This window comes from bacterium, from assembly GCA_035419245.1.
Lineage (GTDB): Bacteria > Zhuqueibacterota > Zhuqueibacteria > Residuimicrobiales > Residuimicrobiaceae > JAKPUX01.
Map to the genome: position 1 here is coordinate 572,845 of DAOLSP010000001.1, position 15,282 is coordinate 588,126.

Below are 15,282 nucleotides of genomic sequence, written 5' to 3' on the forward strand. Positions count from 1 at the left end.
AGAGGCTGAACATGGCAAAATCAGCAAAAGAGCGGGATTTAGGCGTCGAGGTTCTGGCGTTGCTGGAGCGTGCCCCGAAGAAAAGATTCAAGGCCGCCGAACTGGCGCGGGAACTGGATCTGTCCCGGGAGGGGTATCTCGAACTGCGCAAGACCCTACGCCGGTTGGTGCAAGAAGGGGCTTTGGTCAAGCTGCAGAAGAATCGTTATGCCTCAGCCACCCTTTCGCCGATGGTCACCGGGCTTTTACGGGTCAACTCGCAGGGCTACGGTTTTGTGACCCGCGATGACGGCGGCGAGGATGTCTTTATCGGGGCAAAGAAGATGGCCTCCGCCCTGCACCGCGACCAGGTGCGCGTCCGGCTGTTCGCGACTCGAAAGGGGGAGCGCCCCGAAGGAGAGGTGGTCGAAATCCTCGACCGCGGCCGCGACCGCATTGTGGGCACCTTCCGCTGGGGGCGCAAGTATGCCTATGTGGTCCCTGACGATATCAAGATCCAGACCGATATCATCCTGCCTGAGCCGGAGGAGTCCGGGGCCGAGGAGGGACAGAAGGTGGTGGTGGTCATCGACCGCTGGCCTTCGCCCCAGCAGAATCCGGAAGGGCATATCACCCGGGTGCTCGGCTATCCAGACGACCCAGGCGTGGATATCCTCTCCATCGTGCACGGCTTCAGCCTCGATCCCAATTTTCCCGAAGCCGTGGAGCGTGAGGCGCAAGGACTCGGCAAGGGGATCCCGCCCACGGAGTATCGCCGCCGGCTCGACTGCCGTGAGTGGCTGATCTTTACCATTGATCCGGCTGATGCCAAGGATTTTGATGATGCCGTGTCGCTGCGCACGCTCGCGAATGGCCACCTGGAGCTGGGCGTCCACATCGCGGACGTCAGCCACTATGTCGCTCCTGAAGGGGCCATCGATTGGGAGGCGGAGAGCCGCGGAACTTCGGTCTATCTGGTGGATCGGGTGATTCCGATGTTGCCGGAACATCTCTCCAACAACCTCTGCAGCCTCGTCCAGGGTGAAGACAAGCTTTGCTACACGGTACTGATGGAACTCTCGCCGACGGGCAGCCTGGTCGGCCACTCCTTCCATGAAAGCGTTATCCGCAGCAGCCGGCGGCTTACCTATGAAGAGGCACAAGGGCTGATCGATGGAGCGGGGACGGACGCGATTTCGCTGCAGCTGCGCCGGATGTGGGAATTGGCCACAGCCCTGATTCGCCACCGCGAAAGGCGCGGCAGCATCGATTTCGAGAGCCAGGAGGTGCAGGTCGTTTTGGATGAGCGCGGCCGTCCGGTCGAGCTGCGGCGCCGCGAGCGCCTCCAAAGCCACCGCCTCATCGAAGAGTTCATGCTGCTGGCCAATGAAACCGTCGCGCGGCATGTTGGACTCGAGACGGCAGCGGAGGGGGACGAAGCGCCGCCTTTTGTCTATCGCATCCATGAAAAGCCGGACCGCGACGATGTTGCGGATCTTTTACAGCTCCTTGCCAATTTCGGCATCATCCAGTCCGCCCCCAAGCGTATCACTCCCCATTTTTTTCAAAAACTGGGCGGCGTCATCCGCCGCCATCCGGCTGCGGTGGTGCTTCAGGATGCGATGTTGCGCACCATGATGAAAGCCCGTTACAGCACGGAAAACCTCGGCCATTTCGGCCTGGCCTACAGTCATTATACTCACTTCACCTCGCCAATCCGCCGCTATCCGGACCTCCTGGTGCATCGTCTGCTCAAGGCTTATACCGCCGGTGCAAACCCTGGCGATATCGCGCCGCTGACCAGCCGGCTCGACGAACAATGCCGGGCAGCGAGTGAGAACGAGGTACGGGCGGCCGAGGCTGAGCGCGCTTCGATCAAACTCAAGCAGATCGAGTATATGGAAGGCCACCTCGGCGAAGAACATGAGGGTTTTATCAGCCGCATTGTGCCCTTCGGCCTCTTTGTCACCCTGCCGGAGATGCTCATCGATGGTCTGGTTCATATTGCCGATCTCGCCGATGACTATTACCTGCGCGAGCCCTCGGGATACCGTCTGATCGGACAACACGCCGGAAAGGTCTATGCCCTTGGCGACAAAGTGCGCGTCCGGATCTCGCGCGTGGGCCGGAATGAAAGGTTGGTTGACTTTGTTTTAGTTGCCAGGGAAGTCGGAAAGTTGGGGGGAAAAAAGCAGAGGGAAAAAAAGCAGACCTTTATCCGTCCGCAAAAAAAACAGCGGAAAACACACAAGAAATAAACTGCCGGGCGAGGTGATATGAGCAGAACCCTGGAACTGGACGGCGTGCGGGAAATCGCCCGTGGCACCATCGAGTTGAGTTTCAAACGTCCCGGAGGTCTGGTTCACCTCGCCGGACAGAATATGAACCTAAAGGTGCCGGAATTGCATTATCCGGACCCGAAGGGACCGCGGCGGACTTTCACCATCGCGTCGGCGCCGCACGAGCCCCGGCTGCTCTTCGCCACCCGCGTCAGCGAGAGCGGCTACAAACGGACGCTGCTGGAACTGGAACCGGGGGCGCTCTTCGAATTTCTGGGGCCGAACGGCCAGTTCCTCTACGACGCGTCGATTCCATCAACCGCCTATCTGGCCGGCGGCATCGGTATCACTCCGTTCCGCAGCATGCTCCTTCACGCTGTGCACACGGGGATGATCAACCCGATCACCCTTTTTTACAGCAATGCCGCGCCCGAAAACACCGCCTATCACGATCTTTTCACCACCCTGGCCGTGCGCGAGGAGAATTTTACCTATCTGCCCACCATGACCAATCTGACTCCGGACGATCCCTGGCCGGGCGAACGGGGCTTCATCCGCGCGGATTGGATTGCCGACGCTCTGCCGCAATTCGCAGAGACGGTCTTTTTTCTCTGCGGCCCGCCAGCCTTCGTGGGCGCGCTCACCGGGCAATTGACCGCACGGGGTCTCGATGCCGGGCAGATCCGTTCCGAATCGCTCTATGGCTATTAAGCGACCACGGCGCCGCCACTCCTCCTGCTGACCGCTTTTCAGCCTCTATTAAAACCATATCCTAATCCACTTCGGGAGGTCCCCATGAGGCGTCTCCTCTATTTGATTGCTTTGTTCATTTTCTTTATGGCTCTCAGCGCCGCCCTACGTTCCCCCCAGGATCCCGGCTATCTAACCGATGAACTATTGGTGCGTTTCAAACCAGCAGTCACTACCCAGGCGGTCTCCAGCCTGGCGGCAACGGTGCAGGCGCGCGCGGTCGCGGTTGTACCAGTACTGCGCATGTACCGGCTGCGCTTGATCGGCACCATCAGCGTTGAGGAGGCGCTTGGCCGCCTGCGGGCGCTGGATCAGGTCGAGCTGGCTGAACCCAACTACCGGGTTAGTGCCTTTGGCACGCCGAATGATCCCTCGTTCAGCAAACAATGGGGTCTGCACAATACCGGCCAGAGCGGGGGCCTGGCGGATGCCGATATCGATGCGCCCGATGCCTGGGAAACCGCAACCGGATCGACATCGATTATCGTCGGGATCGTCGACAGCGGCATCGATTATCGCCACCCAGACCTGCGTGCAAACCTGTATACCAATCCGGGCGAAGACCCCTGGAGCAATCCAGATGATCCCACCACCGGAAACAAGATCGATGATGACGGCAACGGTTATATTGATGACTGGAAAGGCTATAATTTTTATACCGATACCAATGACCCTTATGATGAGAATGGCCACGGCACACATGTGGCGGGGATCGTTGGCGCCGCCGGCAACAACGGTGTCGGCGTCTCCGGCGTCTGCTGGCAGGTCCGGCTGCTGCCCCTCCGTTTTCTCGATGCGTCCGGCAATGGCAATGTGGGCGATGCCATTGAAGCGATCGAATACGGCGTGCGCATGGGCGTGCGGGTCTTTAACAACAGCTGGGGGGGCGCCGACAAATCCACCTTTCTCGAGGAGGCTGTCCAACTCGCCCATGATCATAACGCGCTCTTTGTCGCCGCGGCGGGCAATGATGGCGTCAACACCGATACAACACCCGAATATCCGGCCTGCCTGCAGATCGACAATGTGGTTTCGGTAGCGGCGAGCGACCAGGGCGACCAGCGGGCGCTGTGGGGCGATGATAACGACGACAATACCAATGACTGCGGCTTCGCCTGCTCCAATGCTGTGGCGGCCGTCCCCGGCTCCAATTACGGTCCGGCCTCTGTGGACCTGGCCGCGCCCGGCAAGGATATTTATTCCACAGTCCCCGGAGGGTATGCCGTCTTTTCGGGGACTTCCATGGCCGCGCCCTTTGTTTCGGGCGCAGCCGCCTTGCTGCTCGCCCGGAATTTCTCCCTCACCGATCTGCAGCTCAAGCAACGGCTGTTGAGCAGCGTCGATCCCCTCAGCGCGTTCAGCGGACTGACGGTTACGGCGGGACGGCTGAACCTGCAGAAGGCCTTGGCGGGCTTGCCATAAGAACTTAATAAAAACTTAACTTGAAATTCTAATCAACTAAGGCTAATTTATAAACCGCAAAGCCGTATGCCAGTGCCGGGATATACCGGCAGCGGTATTGCCCTCATCAAAGGATCGCACAGTGACCCTGTACAACGAATCGCATTACGAAAAATCCCTGCGGCAGGATATGGAGCTTCTGCAGAAGAAAACCCTGGAGATGGCGATCCTTGCAGAGGGTGGTTTGCGCAATGCTATAACCGCCCTGCAAACCCGGGACCAGCAGCTGGCTTATACGGTCATTCTGCGCGACCGTTTCGTCGACAGTCTTGAGACCGAGCTGGACCGCCTTTGCCTTGAGTTCATCGTGCGGCAGCAACCGGTCGCCAGCCATCTGCGTTTCGTCTTTGCCACGATCAAGATCATCCGCGAGTTGGAAAGGATCGGCGATTATGCAGAGAGCATTGCCCGCCAGGTCTTGACGATCATGAACATCAAGCCGCTACCTCCCTTGGACGATTTTATTGCCTTGTCCGATATCGCCATTGCCATGTTCCACGATGGCGTTCAGGCCTTCCTGACCCATGATGTCGAATGGGCGCGGCAGCTGATGATCCAGGAGGATATCGCCGATGAGATGCGCAACCGGATCAACACGCAGCTCATTGAGGCCGAGGAGCAGGGCGAGCTGGCTATAGAAGCCCTGGCGCCGCTAATGACGGTCGCCCGGCGCCTCGAACGGACCACCGATCAGGCCAAGAATATTTGCGAAGAGATCATTTACATGTCCACCGGCGAATCGATCAAACACCGGCCCGCCGAAATCTTTCGCATTCTTTTCGTCGATGAAGCGAATGACCTGTTGAGCCAGATGGCTGAGGCCGTCGGTAGGGCGCAAGCGGAGCAGCATTTGGCCTTTTCGAGCGCTGGATTGACTCCTGCCCGTGAAATCCGGCCGCAACTCCGCGCTTTCATGGCCGGCAAAAATATCTCTATGGAAGGATACCAGCCCAAGGATCTAGCGCAATTTCTCGACACCCTGCCGGTGGACGTCATTGTAGCCTTGAACCCCGATGTGCACCGGCGGATTCCCTCCTACCTTGCCAATTGCGTTGTCTTTGAGTGGTCGATTCCTGAACTGGATCCCGCCGCCGGGTCCGATGCGGACCTGCTAGCCCGCTATGAGGAGGCGTTTGGCCGGATCAGCCGGCAGGTGCACGATCTGGTTCAGGCGATTATCGGACACGATGAATTCCATCCAGGCCAACCTGCGCGTGCGTGACCTCAGTCGAAAAAGTGGGCAGCAGGTTGCACCGCGTCGGCCGCGCTGGTATGCTTGCAGGGGCGCGTGGCGGCGCGCCATTACCTCCACGACCCCCCTGCGACTCCTCCTGGCTGGGCTCCTGCTGGCCCCGATGCTCTCCGGTTGTCTGCGAGGCCGCCAGCCCGGCACGGCCGGCAAGAGCGATAGGATGGTCATTCAGAATACAGGGTCCGATACCATGGTCAACCTTGCCCAGGCCTGGGCAGAGTCCTATGGCGCGATCGACCCGGGAGTCTCGGTGGAGGTTTCCGGCGGTGGTTCGGGTACCGGCATCGCCTCCCTCATCAACGGCACAGCTGATATCGCCAATTGCAGCCGCCAAATGACCGCGACCGAGAAGCAGGAAGCCGTGCAGAATACGGGCAAGGATCCGGTTGAAAATCTGGTCGGCTTTGATGCTCTTGCCATCTTTGTAAACCTGGAGAATCCACTGCGTGAAATCAGCCTTGAGCAACTGGCCGAGATCTATGGCGAAAAGGGCCGCTTCACGCGCTGGAGCGATCTCGGCGTGGTGATGCCCGACAAGGGCCGTGACGAGATCATCGTCGTCAGCCGCCAATCCAATTCGGGGACCTATGAGTATTTCCGCGAGGCGGTGCTCGGTAAAACCCGCGATTTCAGGCTCGGGACGATCGATATGCACGGATCCAAGGATGTCGTGGAGTTGGTCGCCAGAACGCCCGGGGCCATCGGCTACAGCGGCATGGGGTATGCGAATGATAAAGTGCGCATGCTGCAGATTGCCAGGAAAAACGGCATGACAGCCTATGCTCCGACCGTCCAGAATACACAGAAGGGGGTCTACCCCATCGCGCGTCCTCTCTTCATGTATACCCTGGGAGTACCGCAGGGGGCGGTCAAGGCCTATTTGGACTGGATCCACTCGCCCGAAGGGCAGAGCTTGGTCGTGCAATCGGGCTATGTTTCGCTTTCAGCACGGCCGGCCGCGGAGACGAAGGAGCCGCCGAAGCCATGAAACCGCAACGTCAGGCGCTTGAATCCCTGAAGGAATGGGTGATTGAACGCTTCATCTGGTTGTGCGGCGTCAGCGCGGTGCTTTTTGTTTTTGGTATCTTTATTTTTGTCTTCCGTGAGGGGGCTGACTATCTCTTTCGCGGTTTCAAGGCAGGGGAATTTTTCACCAGCATCGAGTGGTACCCCACCTCGCGCACCCATGTGCGTTATGGTGCCCTTGCGCTGATCGTCGGCACCTTCAGCGTCTCCCTGTTGGCGATGGTCATTGCGGTTCCCTTCGGCATAGGCGCAGCCATCTTTCTTTCTGAATTCTGCCCGCCGCGCCTTAAGGAGACCCTCAAAATCGTCATCGAGCTGCTCGCCGCGATTCCTTCGGTGGTATGGGGATTTATCGGTCTTACCATCATGAACTCCATGCTGGTTCGCCTTTTTAATGCGCCGCTGGGGCTGAATATGCTCAATGGGGCGATCATCCTGGCGCTGATGAGCGTGCCGATCATCGTTTCGATCGGCGAGGATGCGCTCAAGGCGGTGCCCGACTCGTATCGCGAGGCCTCGCTGGCTCTCGGCTGCACCCGCTGGCAGATGATTTTCCGGGTGCTGCTGCCGGCGGCACGCAATGGGCTGCTGGCGGCGGTGCTGCTGGGGGTCGGCCGTGCAGTCGGCGAAACGATGGCGGTCCTGATGGCCACGGGCCACTCCATCCGCATTCCCCACAGCGTTCTCGAACCGGTCAGGACCCTGACCGCAACCATCGCCGCGGAACTGGGCGAGGCCCCGGTCCATTCCGATCACTACCAGGTGCTTTTCATTATTGGCATCCTGCTTTTCACCATCACCTTTGTCATCAATATCACCGCGGATCTGATCGTGCGCGGCATCCGGAAAGAGCCGTAACCGAAAAAAGCCATGTTCGAAGCAACGGATTATACCCGCAAAAAAGCGAGGCAGGAGGCGGCGATGAAGTACCTGCTGCTGACGATGACCCTTCTCATCGTTCTGCCCCTCATCTTGATCGTGTTCTACCTTTTTTACAAAGCGGCGCCGGTCCTCTCCCTCGATTTTCTCCTCGAGAATCCGATCCACGGCATGCGCGCCGGCGGCATCTGGGCCCCCTTGCTCGGCACTATTTACCTGGTTCTGCTGTCGCTGCTGATTGCCATGCCGGTGGGGGTCTTTGCTGCGGTCTATCTCAATGAATATGCCGGCAACAGCTGGATGACTCGAGCCGTCAATCTAGCCGTCGTCAATCTCGCCGGCGTACCCAGCATCGTCCATGCCCTGTTTGGCCTCGGCGCCTTTGTGCTGTTTGCCGGCATCGGCCGCTCGATCCTCGCTGCATCCCTGACCCTGGCGATCATGACTCTGCCGGTCATCATCGCCAGCACCAAGGAGGCGCTCGCGGCGGTCCCCCTCTCCTTCCGTGAGGCGTGCTGGAATGTTGGTGCGACGCGGTGGCAGACCATCCGTCATGTCGTTCTGCCCAATTCCATCAGCGGCATTCTTACCGGCATCATTCTCCAGGTTTCGCGCGCGGCCGGCGAAACGGCACCAGTGATGTTCACAGGGGTGGTTTTTTTCAAGGCGATCACCCCGGGCGATCCCTTCGCCTACGGATTGCTCGACCAGTGCATGGCCCTCTCGATGCATCTCTTCACCGTCTCCACCCAGGTTCCCGATGTCCCCGAGCCCCTGACCTATGGAACGGCGGTGGTGCTGCTCGGCGTGGTGCTGCTCTTCAATGCCCTGGCTATTCTGATCCGCATCAAGTTGCGGAGCCGGAAGAAATGGTGAGCTCAGAATTCAAAATTTCGGTTTCCAACCTGAGCGTCTCCTATGGCGCGGTGCAGGCCCTCAAAGGCATCTCCTTTGATATCCGCAAGAACGAGATTTTCGCCATCATCGGCCCGGCGCAGTCGGGGAAAACGACGCTATTGCGGACGATCAACCGCACCCTCGAACTCACGCCGGGGGTGCGCCGCACCGGTTCGGTTCAAGTCGACGGGCAGGAGGTGGGCGAGGTAAAAAACCTTTACGGGCTGCGGCGCAAGATCGGCATGGTCGCCCCGCTGCCAGTCGGCTTGCCCATGACCATCTATGACAATGTCGCATTCGCCCCGCGTATGAGCGGCCTGCGTCGCAAGAGTGAAATCGATGCCCTGGTCGAGCGCTGTCTGCGTCAGGCAGCGCTTTGGGATGAGGTGAAGGACCGTCTCGATACGCTCGGCACCAAGCTCTCCGGCGGGCAACAGCAACGCCTGACGATCGCCCGGGCCCTTTCGCACCAGCCGGAGATCCTCTGTCTCGACGAGTTCTCTATCGCCATTGATCCGGTCACCACCATGCGCATCGAGGAGGTGCTGCGGCAGCTCTGCGCGCAGATGACCATCATCCTGGTCACCAACCTGACCCAACAGGCCCGCCGGCTCTCCGATCGTACCATGTTTCTCTTCGAGGGCCGGATTGTCGAGCTCGACCGCTCCGAAGTTATCTTTTCACAAAATCCGGCGCAGCAAAAGACCTACGATTACGTCAACGGGATTTTTGGATGATCGAGTCCGCCTTCAGCATCACCACCCGGAACCTCAATCTCTGGTACGCCGGCTTTCATGCGCTGCGCAACGTCGACTTGCAGGTGCGTGATGGTCTGATCACCGCCCTGATCGGACCTTCCGGCTGTGGCAAAACCACCCTGTTGCGCTGTTTCAACCGCGTCAATGAACGGTATGGCAATGTCCGCACCACCGGTGAGATCCGGCTGCTGGGCAAAAATATTTACGATCCCGATATCTCGCTCATCGAACTGCGCAAGAGCGTCGGGATGGTATTTCAACGCCCCAACCCTTTGCCCATCTCCATCTATGATAACATTGTCTTCGGGCTGCGCCTCCATACACCACCTGGTGAGCTCAAGCGCGACCGGCTCGATGCGGCGGTGGAACAGGCTCTCATGGATGTCAATTTATGGACCGAACTCAAAGACAAATTGAAGATACGCGCCACGGGCCTCTCGCTGGATCGACAGCAAAAGCTCTGCATCGCGAGGCTGTTGCCGCTTAAACCAGAGATCATCCTCATGGATGAGCCCTGTTCCGCTCTTGATGTGGAGGCCACCCGCCAGATCGAGGAACTGATGCTGGAGCTGGCCGGGCGCTACACCATCGTCATCGTTACCCATAACATGGCCCAAGCGAAGCGTGTCAGCCATGAATGCGCCTTCATGCTCCTCGGCGAGCTGATCGAACACAGCCGCACCGAGGATCTCTTCATCCGGCCTCTTGACAGCCGCACAGCGGACTATATCGAAGGCCGTTTCGGCTGATGCCGGTGCCGCCGGCTCACCTCCGGCAGGATATTGTATTGGGTTTTTTCCCCCCCCCATCCCGGCGCCGCTCTGGCGGCTCCGATCCTCACCTCCGTCCCCGTCAATCCAGCTGCCGCTGTGATAATTCCACTTGAAACAGTTCTATGAAATAAGTAATTTAAAAGTCAAATTTAACCTGTCCTCCGGGAATTGCCCTTGTCAGCAGCAAACGAAATACAGGCCGGGCTGGATCTGGGATCGGTCTCCGCCAAGCTGGTACTTGCCTTTCCCCCCGGGAGCGCAGCCCGGATCCTTGCATCGTGGCCGGAACTGCAGCCGCTGGGCCTCTGCGCCGGCCAGGAGCTTTTAGGACTGCAGCAGCCGCTCTGCGGTGCGCCGCTTGCACTCGCCCGGGAACTCTTCATCCGACTGCTGGAAGACGGTTTTTCTGGACGGCCGGTGCGGATTCAGCTGACCGGTATTCATGCCCGGCATCTCGCCGAAAATTTGCAGCTTCCCCTGATCAATGAGTTCAAAGCCATCGCCAACGGAGCGGTGGCCTGCGATCCCAACGTGCGTACTATTCTGGAAATCGGCGGGGATGCTTCGCGTTACCTGCAGGTCCACTTTGATTCGGAAACCGGCTACCTTGCACTGCTCGATTATGCACGTAACGGGGAGTGCGCCGCCGGGACGGGCTCCTTCATCGACCAGCAGGTGGCGCGCATGGGCTTTGACGTCTCCGAGGTGGGAGCGTTGGTGGCAACGGCAGAAAAGCCGGCGAACATTGCCGGCCGTTGTTCGGTTTTTGCCAAATCCGATATGGTGCATGCCCAGCAGCGGGGCTATTCTCCGGCGGCGATCCTGAAGGGCTTATGTGAGGCGGTGGTCCGCAATTACAAGGGTACGGTTTTGCGCGGTAAAACCCTGCTGACACCGGTGATATTCCTCGGCGGCGTCGCCGCCAACCCGGGCGTTGTCAGAGCATTGCGAGAGGCACTGGGGATCGAGATTTCGGTGCCTGGCTTGCACGCTTTTGCTGCTGCGTTGGGGTGCGCCCGGTTCGATGGGGGGGTAATCCTGACGCGCGAGCATCTCGGCGTGCTCTCCCGGCTGCAGGAACAGCGCCCTGCGGGCGAGAGCCGCAGCGGACGGCTCACTTTGCAAAACGTTTACAGGGTCGGGGAGAAGCAGCAGAGTGCTCCAGGCAACGAGGGAAGGATTGAGGCCTATCTCGGCATCGATGTCGGGTCGGTCAGCACCAACCTGGCTCTGCTGGATCGCGGCGGCCGGGTCCTCGATGTGGTCTATACCCGGACCGAAGGCAAGCCGGTGCAGGTGGTGCGACGCGAGCTGCAGCGATGGCGGGAAAAGTGGGCGAGCCGCGTGGAGGTGATGGGCGTAGGCACGACCGGATCAGGCCGCGAGATCACCGCCGAGCTGGTGGGGGCCGATACCGTCAACGACGAGATCACCGCCCACAAGACCGGCGCGGCCTTTATTGCGACAGAGCTGGGGATGGCCCCAGTCGATACGATCTTTGAGATCGGCGGACAGGATTCCAAATTTATTTCGCTTGAATCGGGGGTAGTTGTTGATTTTGCCATGAATGAAGCTTGCGCGGCCGGCACCGGTTCCTTTCTCGAAGAGCAGGCGGGCAAGCTGGGCATCTCGATTGTGGATGAATTTGCCGACCTCGCGCTGCAGGCCAGCCGGTCTGCTGCCATGGGCGAACGATGCACGGTCTTCATGGAGAAAGATGTTTCGGCCCTGCTGCAGCAGGGGATGGCGAAAGAGGAGATCGCCGCCGGCCTGGCTTTCTCGGTCGTGCAGAACTATCTCAACCGTGTTGTCCGCGGCCGCAAGATCGGCGAGGTGATCTTTTTCCAGGGCGGCACCGCTTACAACCAGGCCGTTGCCGCGGCGTTCGCCGCTACCCTCGACAAGACCATCATCGTTCCGCCCCACTGCGGCGTTATGGGGGCGATTGGCGCAGCGCTTCTGGCGCGCGACCGGATGGCAGGATCGTCGTCGGCGAGCCGCTTTCATGGCTTCGACCCCGATGCCATTCAGTTCTCCGTTCGTCATTTCACATGCAAAGCCTGCTCCAATCAATGTGACATGCAGGAGGTCGCGGTTGACGGCGAAAAGAGCTATTGGGGCGACAAGTGCTCCGAACGCTATCGCAAACGCGTCCGCACCGCCCGCAAAGCGGTGATTCCAGACCTCTTCGAATGTCATCGCGATCTGCTGCTACGCGGGGTTCCCGGACCGGACGGCCGGGGCGTCAAGATCGGCATTCCGCGCGCGATGTACTTTTTTGACCGCTTTCCCTTCTGGCGCGCTTACTTTGCCGCTCTGGGCGCGGAGGTGGTGCTCTCCGACCCGACCAATCGCCAGACCGTCGCTCTGGGGCGTGAGTACTGCATCGCCGAACCCTGTTTTCCCATCCTTGCGGCGCATGGCCATGTCGCCGATTTAATGGCGCGCGGAGTGGATTATATTTTTCTGCCCAATGCCATCAATGCCGAAACGCCCTACCCCGCCACCTACTCCTGGTATTGCCCCTGGGGTCAGACGCTGCCGCTGGTGATCCGGAATACCCTTCATAACTCACCCTGGGCGGAGCGGATCCTTTCCCCGGTGCTCCATTTCCGTGAGGGGGCACCGCAGCTGGCGCTGGAACTCGAGGAGATGGCGAGGCGACTCGGGGCCGATGCCGCAAGCAACCGCCGCGCCGTCGCCACCGCCTTCGCTGTGCAAGCGGACTATATCCAGAATATCAAAGCCGCCGGAATTGAAGCGCTGCGGGTTCTCTCGGTAGCGCAACGTGAAGCGGTGCTCCTGCTCGGCCGCCCCTACAATGTTATGGACGCGGGACTCAATCTCAATGTGGCCGGTAGGCTCCGCGATACCTACGGTATCGATGTCATCCCGATGGATTTTCTCTCTTTCGAGACGATCGATATTTCGCCGGTTCATGACAATATGTTCTGGAATTACGGCCGCCGTATCCTCCAGGCGGCCGTGTGGGCCGGCCTTCAGGGGCATCTGCACGCGATCTACATCACCAATTTCAAATGCGGCCCCGATTCCTATATCAAACACTGGATCCACACCGCCCTGGGTGCACCCTATCTCACCCTGCAGTTTGATGAACACGGCAACGACGCCGGCATGATGACACGCTGCGAAGCCTATCTGCAAAGCAAGGGATTTTTGCACGCGGGCGTTCCCATGCGGGCCGTTGTCGAGGAGTTGATCTGAATGACCGAAAGTAAAAAGATGCTGCAGGGACGGACGTTATACATTCCGCTGATGTCGGTTGAGGGAGCGCGCTGCATGGCTGCGGCTTTTCAATCGATTGGTATCGATGCCCGACCTGCGCCGGAGAGCGACGCCCATACCAACGACCTTGCCCGCAAGTATCTGTCGGGCGACGAGTGTTTGCCCGAGGCGATCACCCTCGGCAGCTTTCTCAAGGTAGCGGAAGCGCCGGATTTCGATCCGGCGAAGGCCGCTTTTTTAATGCCGACCTCGAATGGTCCTTGCCGCTTCGGCCACTATGCGCCCCTGGCCGCTAAAATCTTCGCGGAGCGCGGTCAGGAGGAGGTCCTGATTTTCTCCCCCACGAGTGACGATGGGTATAAAAGTATCGGCGCGGGTGCGCAAAGCTTTATCCGCACCGCCTGGCGTGCCGTAATCGCCTCGGATATCCTGCGCAAGATGCTCTACAAGACCCGGCCCTACGAGAAGGAAAAGGGTCTGAGCGACCGCATTTTCGCCGCGGCACTCGACCGGGTTTGTCAAGCCCTTTCCCTGCCGGGCCTTTCCCATAAGAAAAGAATGTACGAGCTCCTCATCGCCTTGACCGCAGCTCGGGACGCCTTTCGCACCATCCCGCTGCATCCGCGGGGATCACGGGCGTTGATCGGTGTCGTCGGCGAGATATTTTGCCGGCTCAACGACTACTCCAACCGCCATCTCGTCCGGCTTATTGAACAATTCGGCGGCGAGGTCTGGATGTCGGATGTGGCGGAATGGGTCTGGTATACCAATGACGAGGAGGAGAAACGTTTACTGAAGCAGGGCAAGCGGTACTCCCGCGCCATGCTGCAGTGCAGGATCCGTCAGCGGGTGATGCATGGTGATGAGGCCCGAATGCTCAGGCCGTTCCGGCAGGATTTTTGGGATTATCCCGAGCCGCACAGTACCGATCAACTCCTGGCCCTCAGCCGACGCTATCTGCCGCGGGAGGGCGCCCACGGCGAAATGGTGATCAGCACGGCCCGCACAGTCTGGTATCATCGACAGGGAGCGCATGGAGTCATCGATATCTCTCCCTTCACCTGCATGAATGGCATCATCTGTGAATCGGTTTATCCCCGTTTGAGCCAGGATTTTGAGCAATTCCCAGTTCGGGTGCTCTATTTTGACGGATTGCAGAGCAGCTTCGAAAGCGATGTGGAGATCTTTATGGAGTTGGCGCACAATTATAGGAAAAAACAGCAGGCTGAGGGTGAGGCGAAATGATGGGGCATATCCTGACGGTTCTCCGATCCATGGTCATTTGGGTAGTCGGCCTCGCGGTTGCGGTGCCGGCTCTGATGCTGATTATTCTCATGGCGGTCACCCTGCCTGTGCGAATTTATAACCGGCCCGGGAGAGCCCTGCTCCGGTTGATCGTCTGGATTTTTGGCGGCCGGGTTACGGCGGAAGGGGTGGAGCAGCTCGATCCGGGAAAAACCTATCTTTTCATGCCTAATCACGTCAGCCTTTTCGATATCCCGCTGGTGGGTGGATACATCCCCAATTATGCCCGCGGGGTGGAAGCGGCGGAGCATTTCAGCTGGCCCCTCATCGGCTGGTTCGTGCGTAGCATCGGCAACATTCCCATCGAACGCGCGAACATCCATGCGTCCTGGAGTAGTCTGGAGAAGGCCGCGGAACAGATGCGCGGCGGCAAATCGATCATCATCATGCCGGAGGGAACCCGCACGATCACCGGCCGGCTGAGCGCCTTTAAAAAGCTGCCCTTCCGCCTCGCTCAGGTTGCCGGAGTGGATATTGTCCCCATCGGGCTCTCCGGCCTCTACCGTTTCAAGCCGCGGCGGGGCTGGATGATCCGGCCGGGTCCCCTCAAGATCAAAGTGGGTACACCCATCTCCTACACAGAATTCAAGGATCTCAGCCTGGTCGAACTGAGCGCGCTGGTGCGCGAGCGCATCGAGAGTTTAATCGAGTTTCCCTGACTGGTCGGCCGGGCGCCA

At 59.4% G+C, this 15,282-nt stretch carries 12 protein-coding genes; all 12 read left to right on the forward strand.

Translation table 11 applies throughout. From position 1 onward, the window contains the following. Positions 1-11: 11 nt before the first annotated feature. Positions 12-2,237: a ribonuclease R gene (rnr, locus tag PLH32_02305; GenBank protein HQJ63416.1), complete on the forward strand. Its 2,226-nt coding sequence runs from the start codon at positions 12-14 to the stop codon at positions 2,235-2,237. A gap of 18 nt (positions 2,238-2,255) precedes the next feature. Beyond that, positions 2,256-2,969, forward strand: coding sequence for an FAD-dependent oxidoreductase (locus PLH32_02310; GenBank protein ID HQJ63417.1), 714 nt, complete (start codon positions 2,256-2,258; stop codon positions 2,967-2,969). Positions 2,970-3,053: 84 nt separating this feature from the next. Further along, on the forward strand, positions 3,054-4,430 hold the full coding sequence (locus tag PLH32_02315) for a S8 family serine peptidase (GenBank protein ID HQJ63418.1): 1,377 nt from the start codon (positions 3,054-3,056) through the stop codon (positions 4,428-4,430). Positions 4,431-4,551: 121 nt separating this feature from the next. Beyond that, a complete protein-coding gene (phoU, locus tag PLH32_02320; protein HQJ63419.1) occupies positions 4,552-5,691 on the forward strand; it encodes a phosphate signaling complex protein PhoU in 1,140 nt (379 codons plus the stop codon). Next, positions 5,657-6,709, forward strand: coding sequence for a phosphate ABC transporter substrate-binding protein (locus tag PLH32_02325; GenBank protein HQJ63420.1), 1,053 nt, complete (start codon positions 5,657-5,659; stop codon positions 6,707-6,709). The genes phoU and PLH32_02325 overlap by 35 nt, the downstream gene beginning before the upstream one ends. After that, a complete protein-coding gene (pstC, locus tag PLH32_02330) occupies positions 6,706-7,605 on the forward strand; it encodes a phosphate ABC transporter permease subunit PstC (protein HQJ63421.1) in 900 nt (299 codons plus the stop codon). The genes PLH32_02325 and pstC overlap by 4 nt, the downstream gene beginning before the upstream one ends. A gap of 63 nt (positions 7,606-7,668) precedes the next feature. Then, the gene (pstA, locus tag PLH32_02335) at positions 7,669-8,502 is read left to right on the forward strand and encodes a phosphate ABC transporter permease PstA (protein HQJ63422.1); all 834 of its coding nucleotides are present in this window, start codon (positions 7,669-7,671) and stop codon (positions 8,500-8,502) included. Continuing rightward, a complete protein-coding gene (locus PLH32_02340; GenBank protein ID HQJ63423.1) occupies positions 8,496-9,260 on the forward strand; it encodes a phosphate ABC transporter ATP-binding protein in 765 nt (254 codons plus the stop codon). Before pstA ends, PLH32_02340 begins: the two co-directional genes overlap by 7 nt. Beyond that, positions 9,257-10,030, forward strand: a complete 774-nt coding sequence (locus PLH32_02345; protein ID HQJ63424.1) for a phosphate ABC transporter ATP-binding protein — start codon at positions 9,257-9,259, stop codon at positions 10,028-10,030. Before PLH32_02340 ends, PLH32_02345 begins: the two co-directional genes overlap by 4 nt. A 198-nt stretch (positions 10,031-10,228) precedes the next feature. Beyond that, positions 10,229-13,279 (forward strand): acyl-CoA dehydratase activase, encoded by a 3,051-nt coding sequence (locus PLH32_02350; GenBank protein ID HQJ63425.1) that lies wholly within the window; start codon positions 10,229-10,231, stop codon positions 13,277-13,279. Beyond that, positions 13,280-14,545, forward strand: a complete 1,266-nt coding sequence (locus tag PLH32_02355) for a hypothetical protein (protein ID HQJ63426.1) — start codon at positions 13,280-13,282, stop codon at positions 14,543-14,545. Then, positions 14,542-15,264, forward strand: a complete 723-nt coding sequence (locus tag PLH32_02360; GenBank protein HQJ63427.1) for a lysophospholipid acyltransferase family protein — start codon at positions 14,542-14,544, stop codon at positions 15,262-15,264. The genes PLH32_02355 and PLH32_02360 overlap by 4 nt, the downstream gene beginning before the upstream one ends. Positions 15,265-15,282 lie beyond the last annotated feature (18 nt).

Bases quoted from the DNA above. Each gene is read 5' to 3' on its own strand.
- rnr (HQJ63416.1), top strand. From the start codon at position 12: ATGGCAAAATCAGCAAAAGAGCGGGATTTAGGCGTCGAGGTTCTGGCG.
- PLH32_02310 (HQJ63417.1), top strand. From the start codon at position 2,256: ATGAGCAGAACCCTGGAACTGGACGGCGTGCGGGAAATCGCCCGTGGC.
- PLH32_02315 (HQJ63418.1), top strand. From the start codon at position 3,054: ATGAGGCGTCTCCTCTATTTGATTGCTTTGTTCATTTTCTTTATGGCT.
- PLH32_02325 (HQJ63420.1), top strand. From the start codon at position 5,657: ATGAATTCCATCCAGGCCAACCTGCGCGTGCGTGACCTCAGTCGAAAA.
- pstC (HQJ63421.1), top strand. From the start codon at position 6,706: ATGAAACCGCAACGTCAGGCGCTTGAATCCCTGAAGGAATGGGTGATT.
- pstA (HQJ63422.1), top strand. From the start codon at position 7,669: ATGAAGTACCTGCTGCTGACGATGACCCTTCTCATCGTTCTGCCCCTC.
- PLH32_02340 (HQJ63423.1), top strand. From the start codon at position 8,496: ATGGTGAGCTCAGAATTCAAAATTTCGGTTTCCAACCTGAGCGTCTCC.
- PLH32_02345 (HQJ63424.1), top strand. From the start codon at position 9,257: ATGATCGAGTCCGCCTTCAGCATCACCACCCGGAACCTCAATCTCTGG.
- PLH32_02355 (HQJ63426.1), top strand. From the start codon at position 13,280: ATGACCGAAAGTAAAAAGATGCTGCAGGGACGGACGTTATACATTCCG.
- PLH32_02360 (HQJ63427.1), top strand. From the start codon at position 14,542: ATGATGGGGCATATCCTGACGGTTCTCCGATCCATGGTCATTTGGGTA.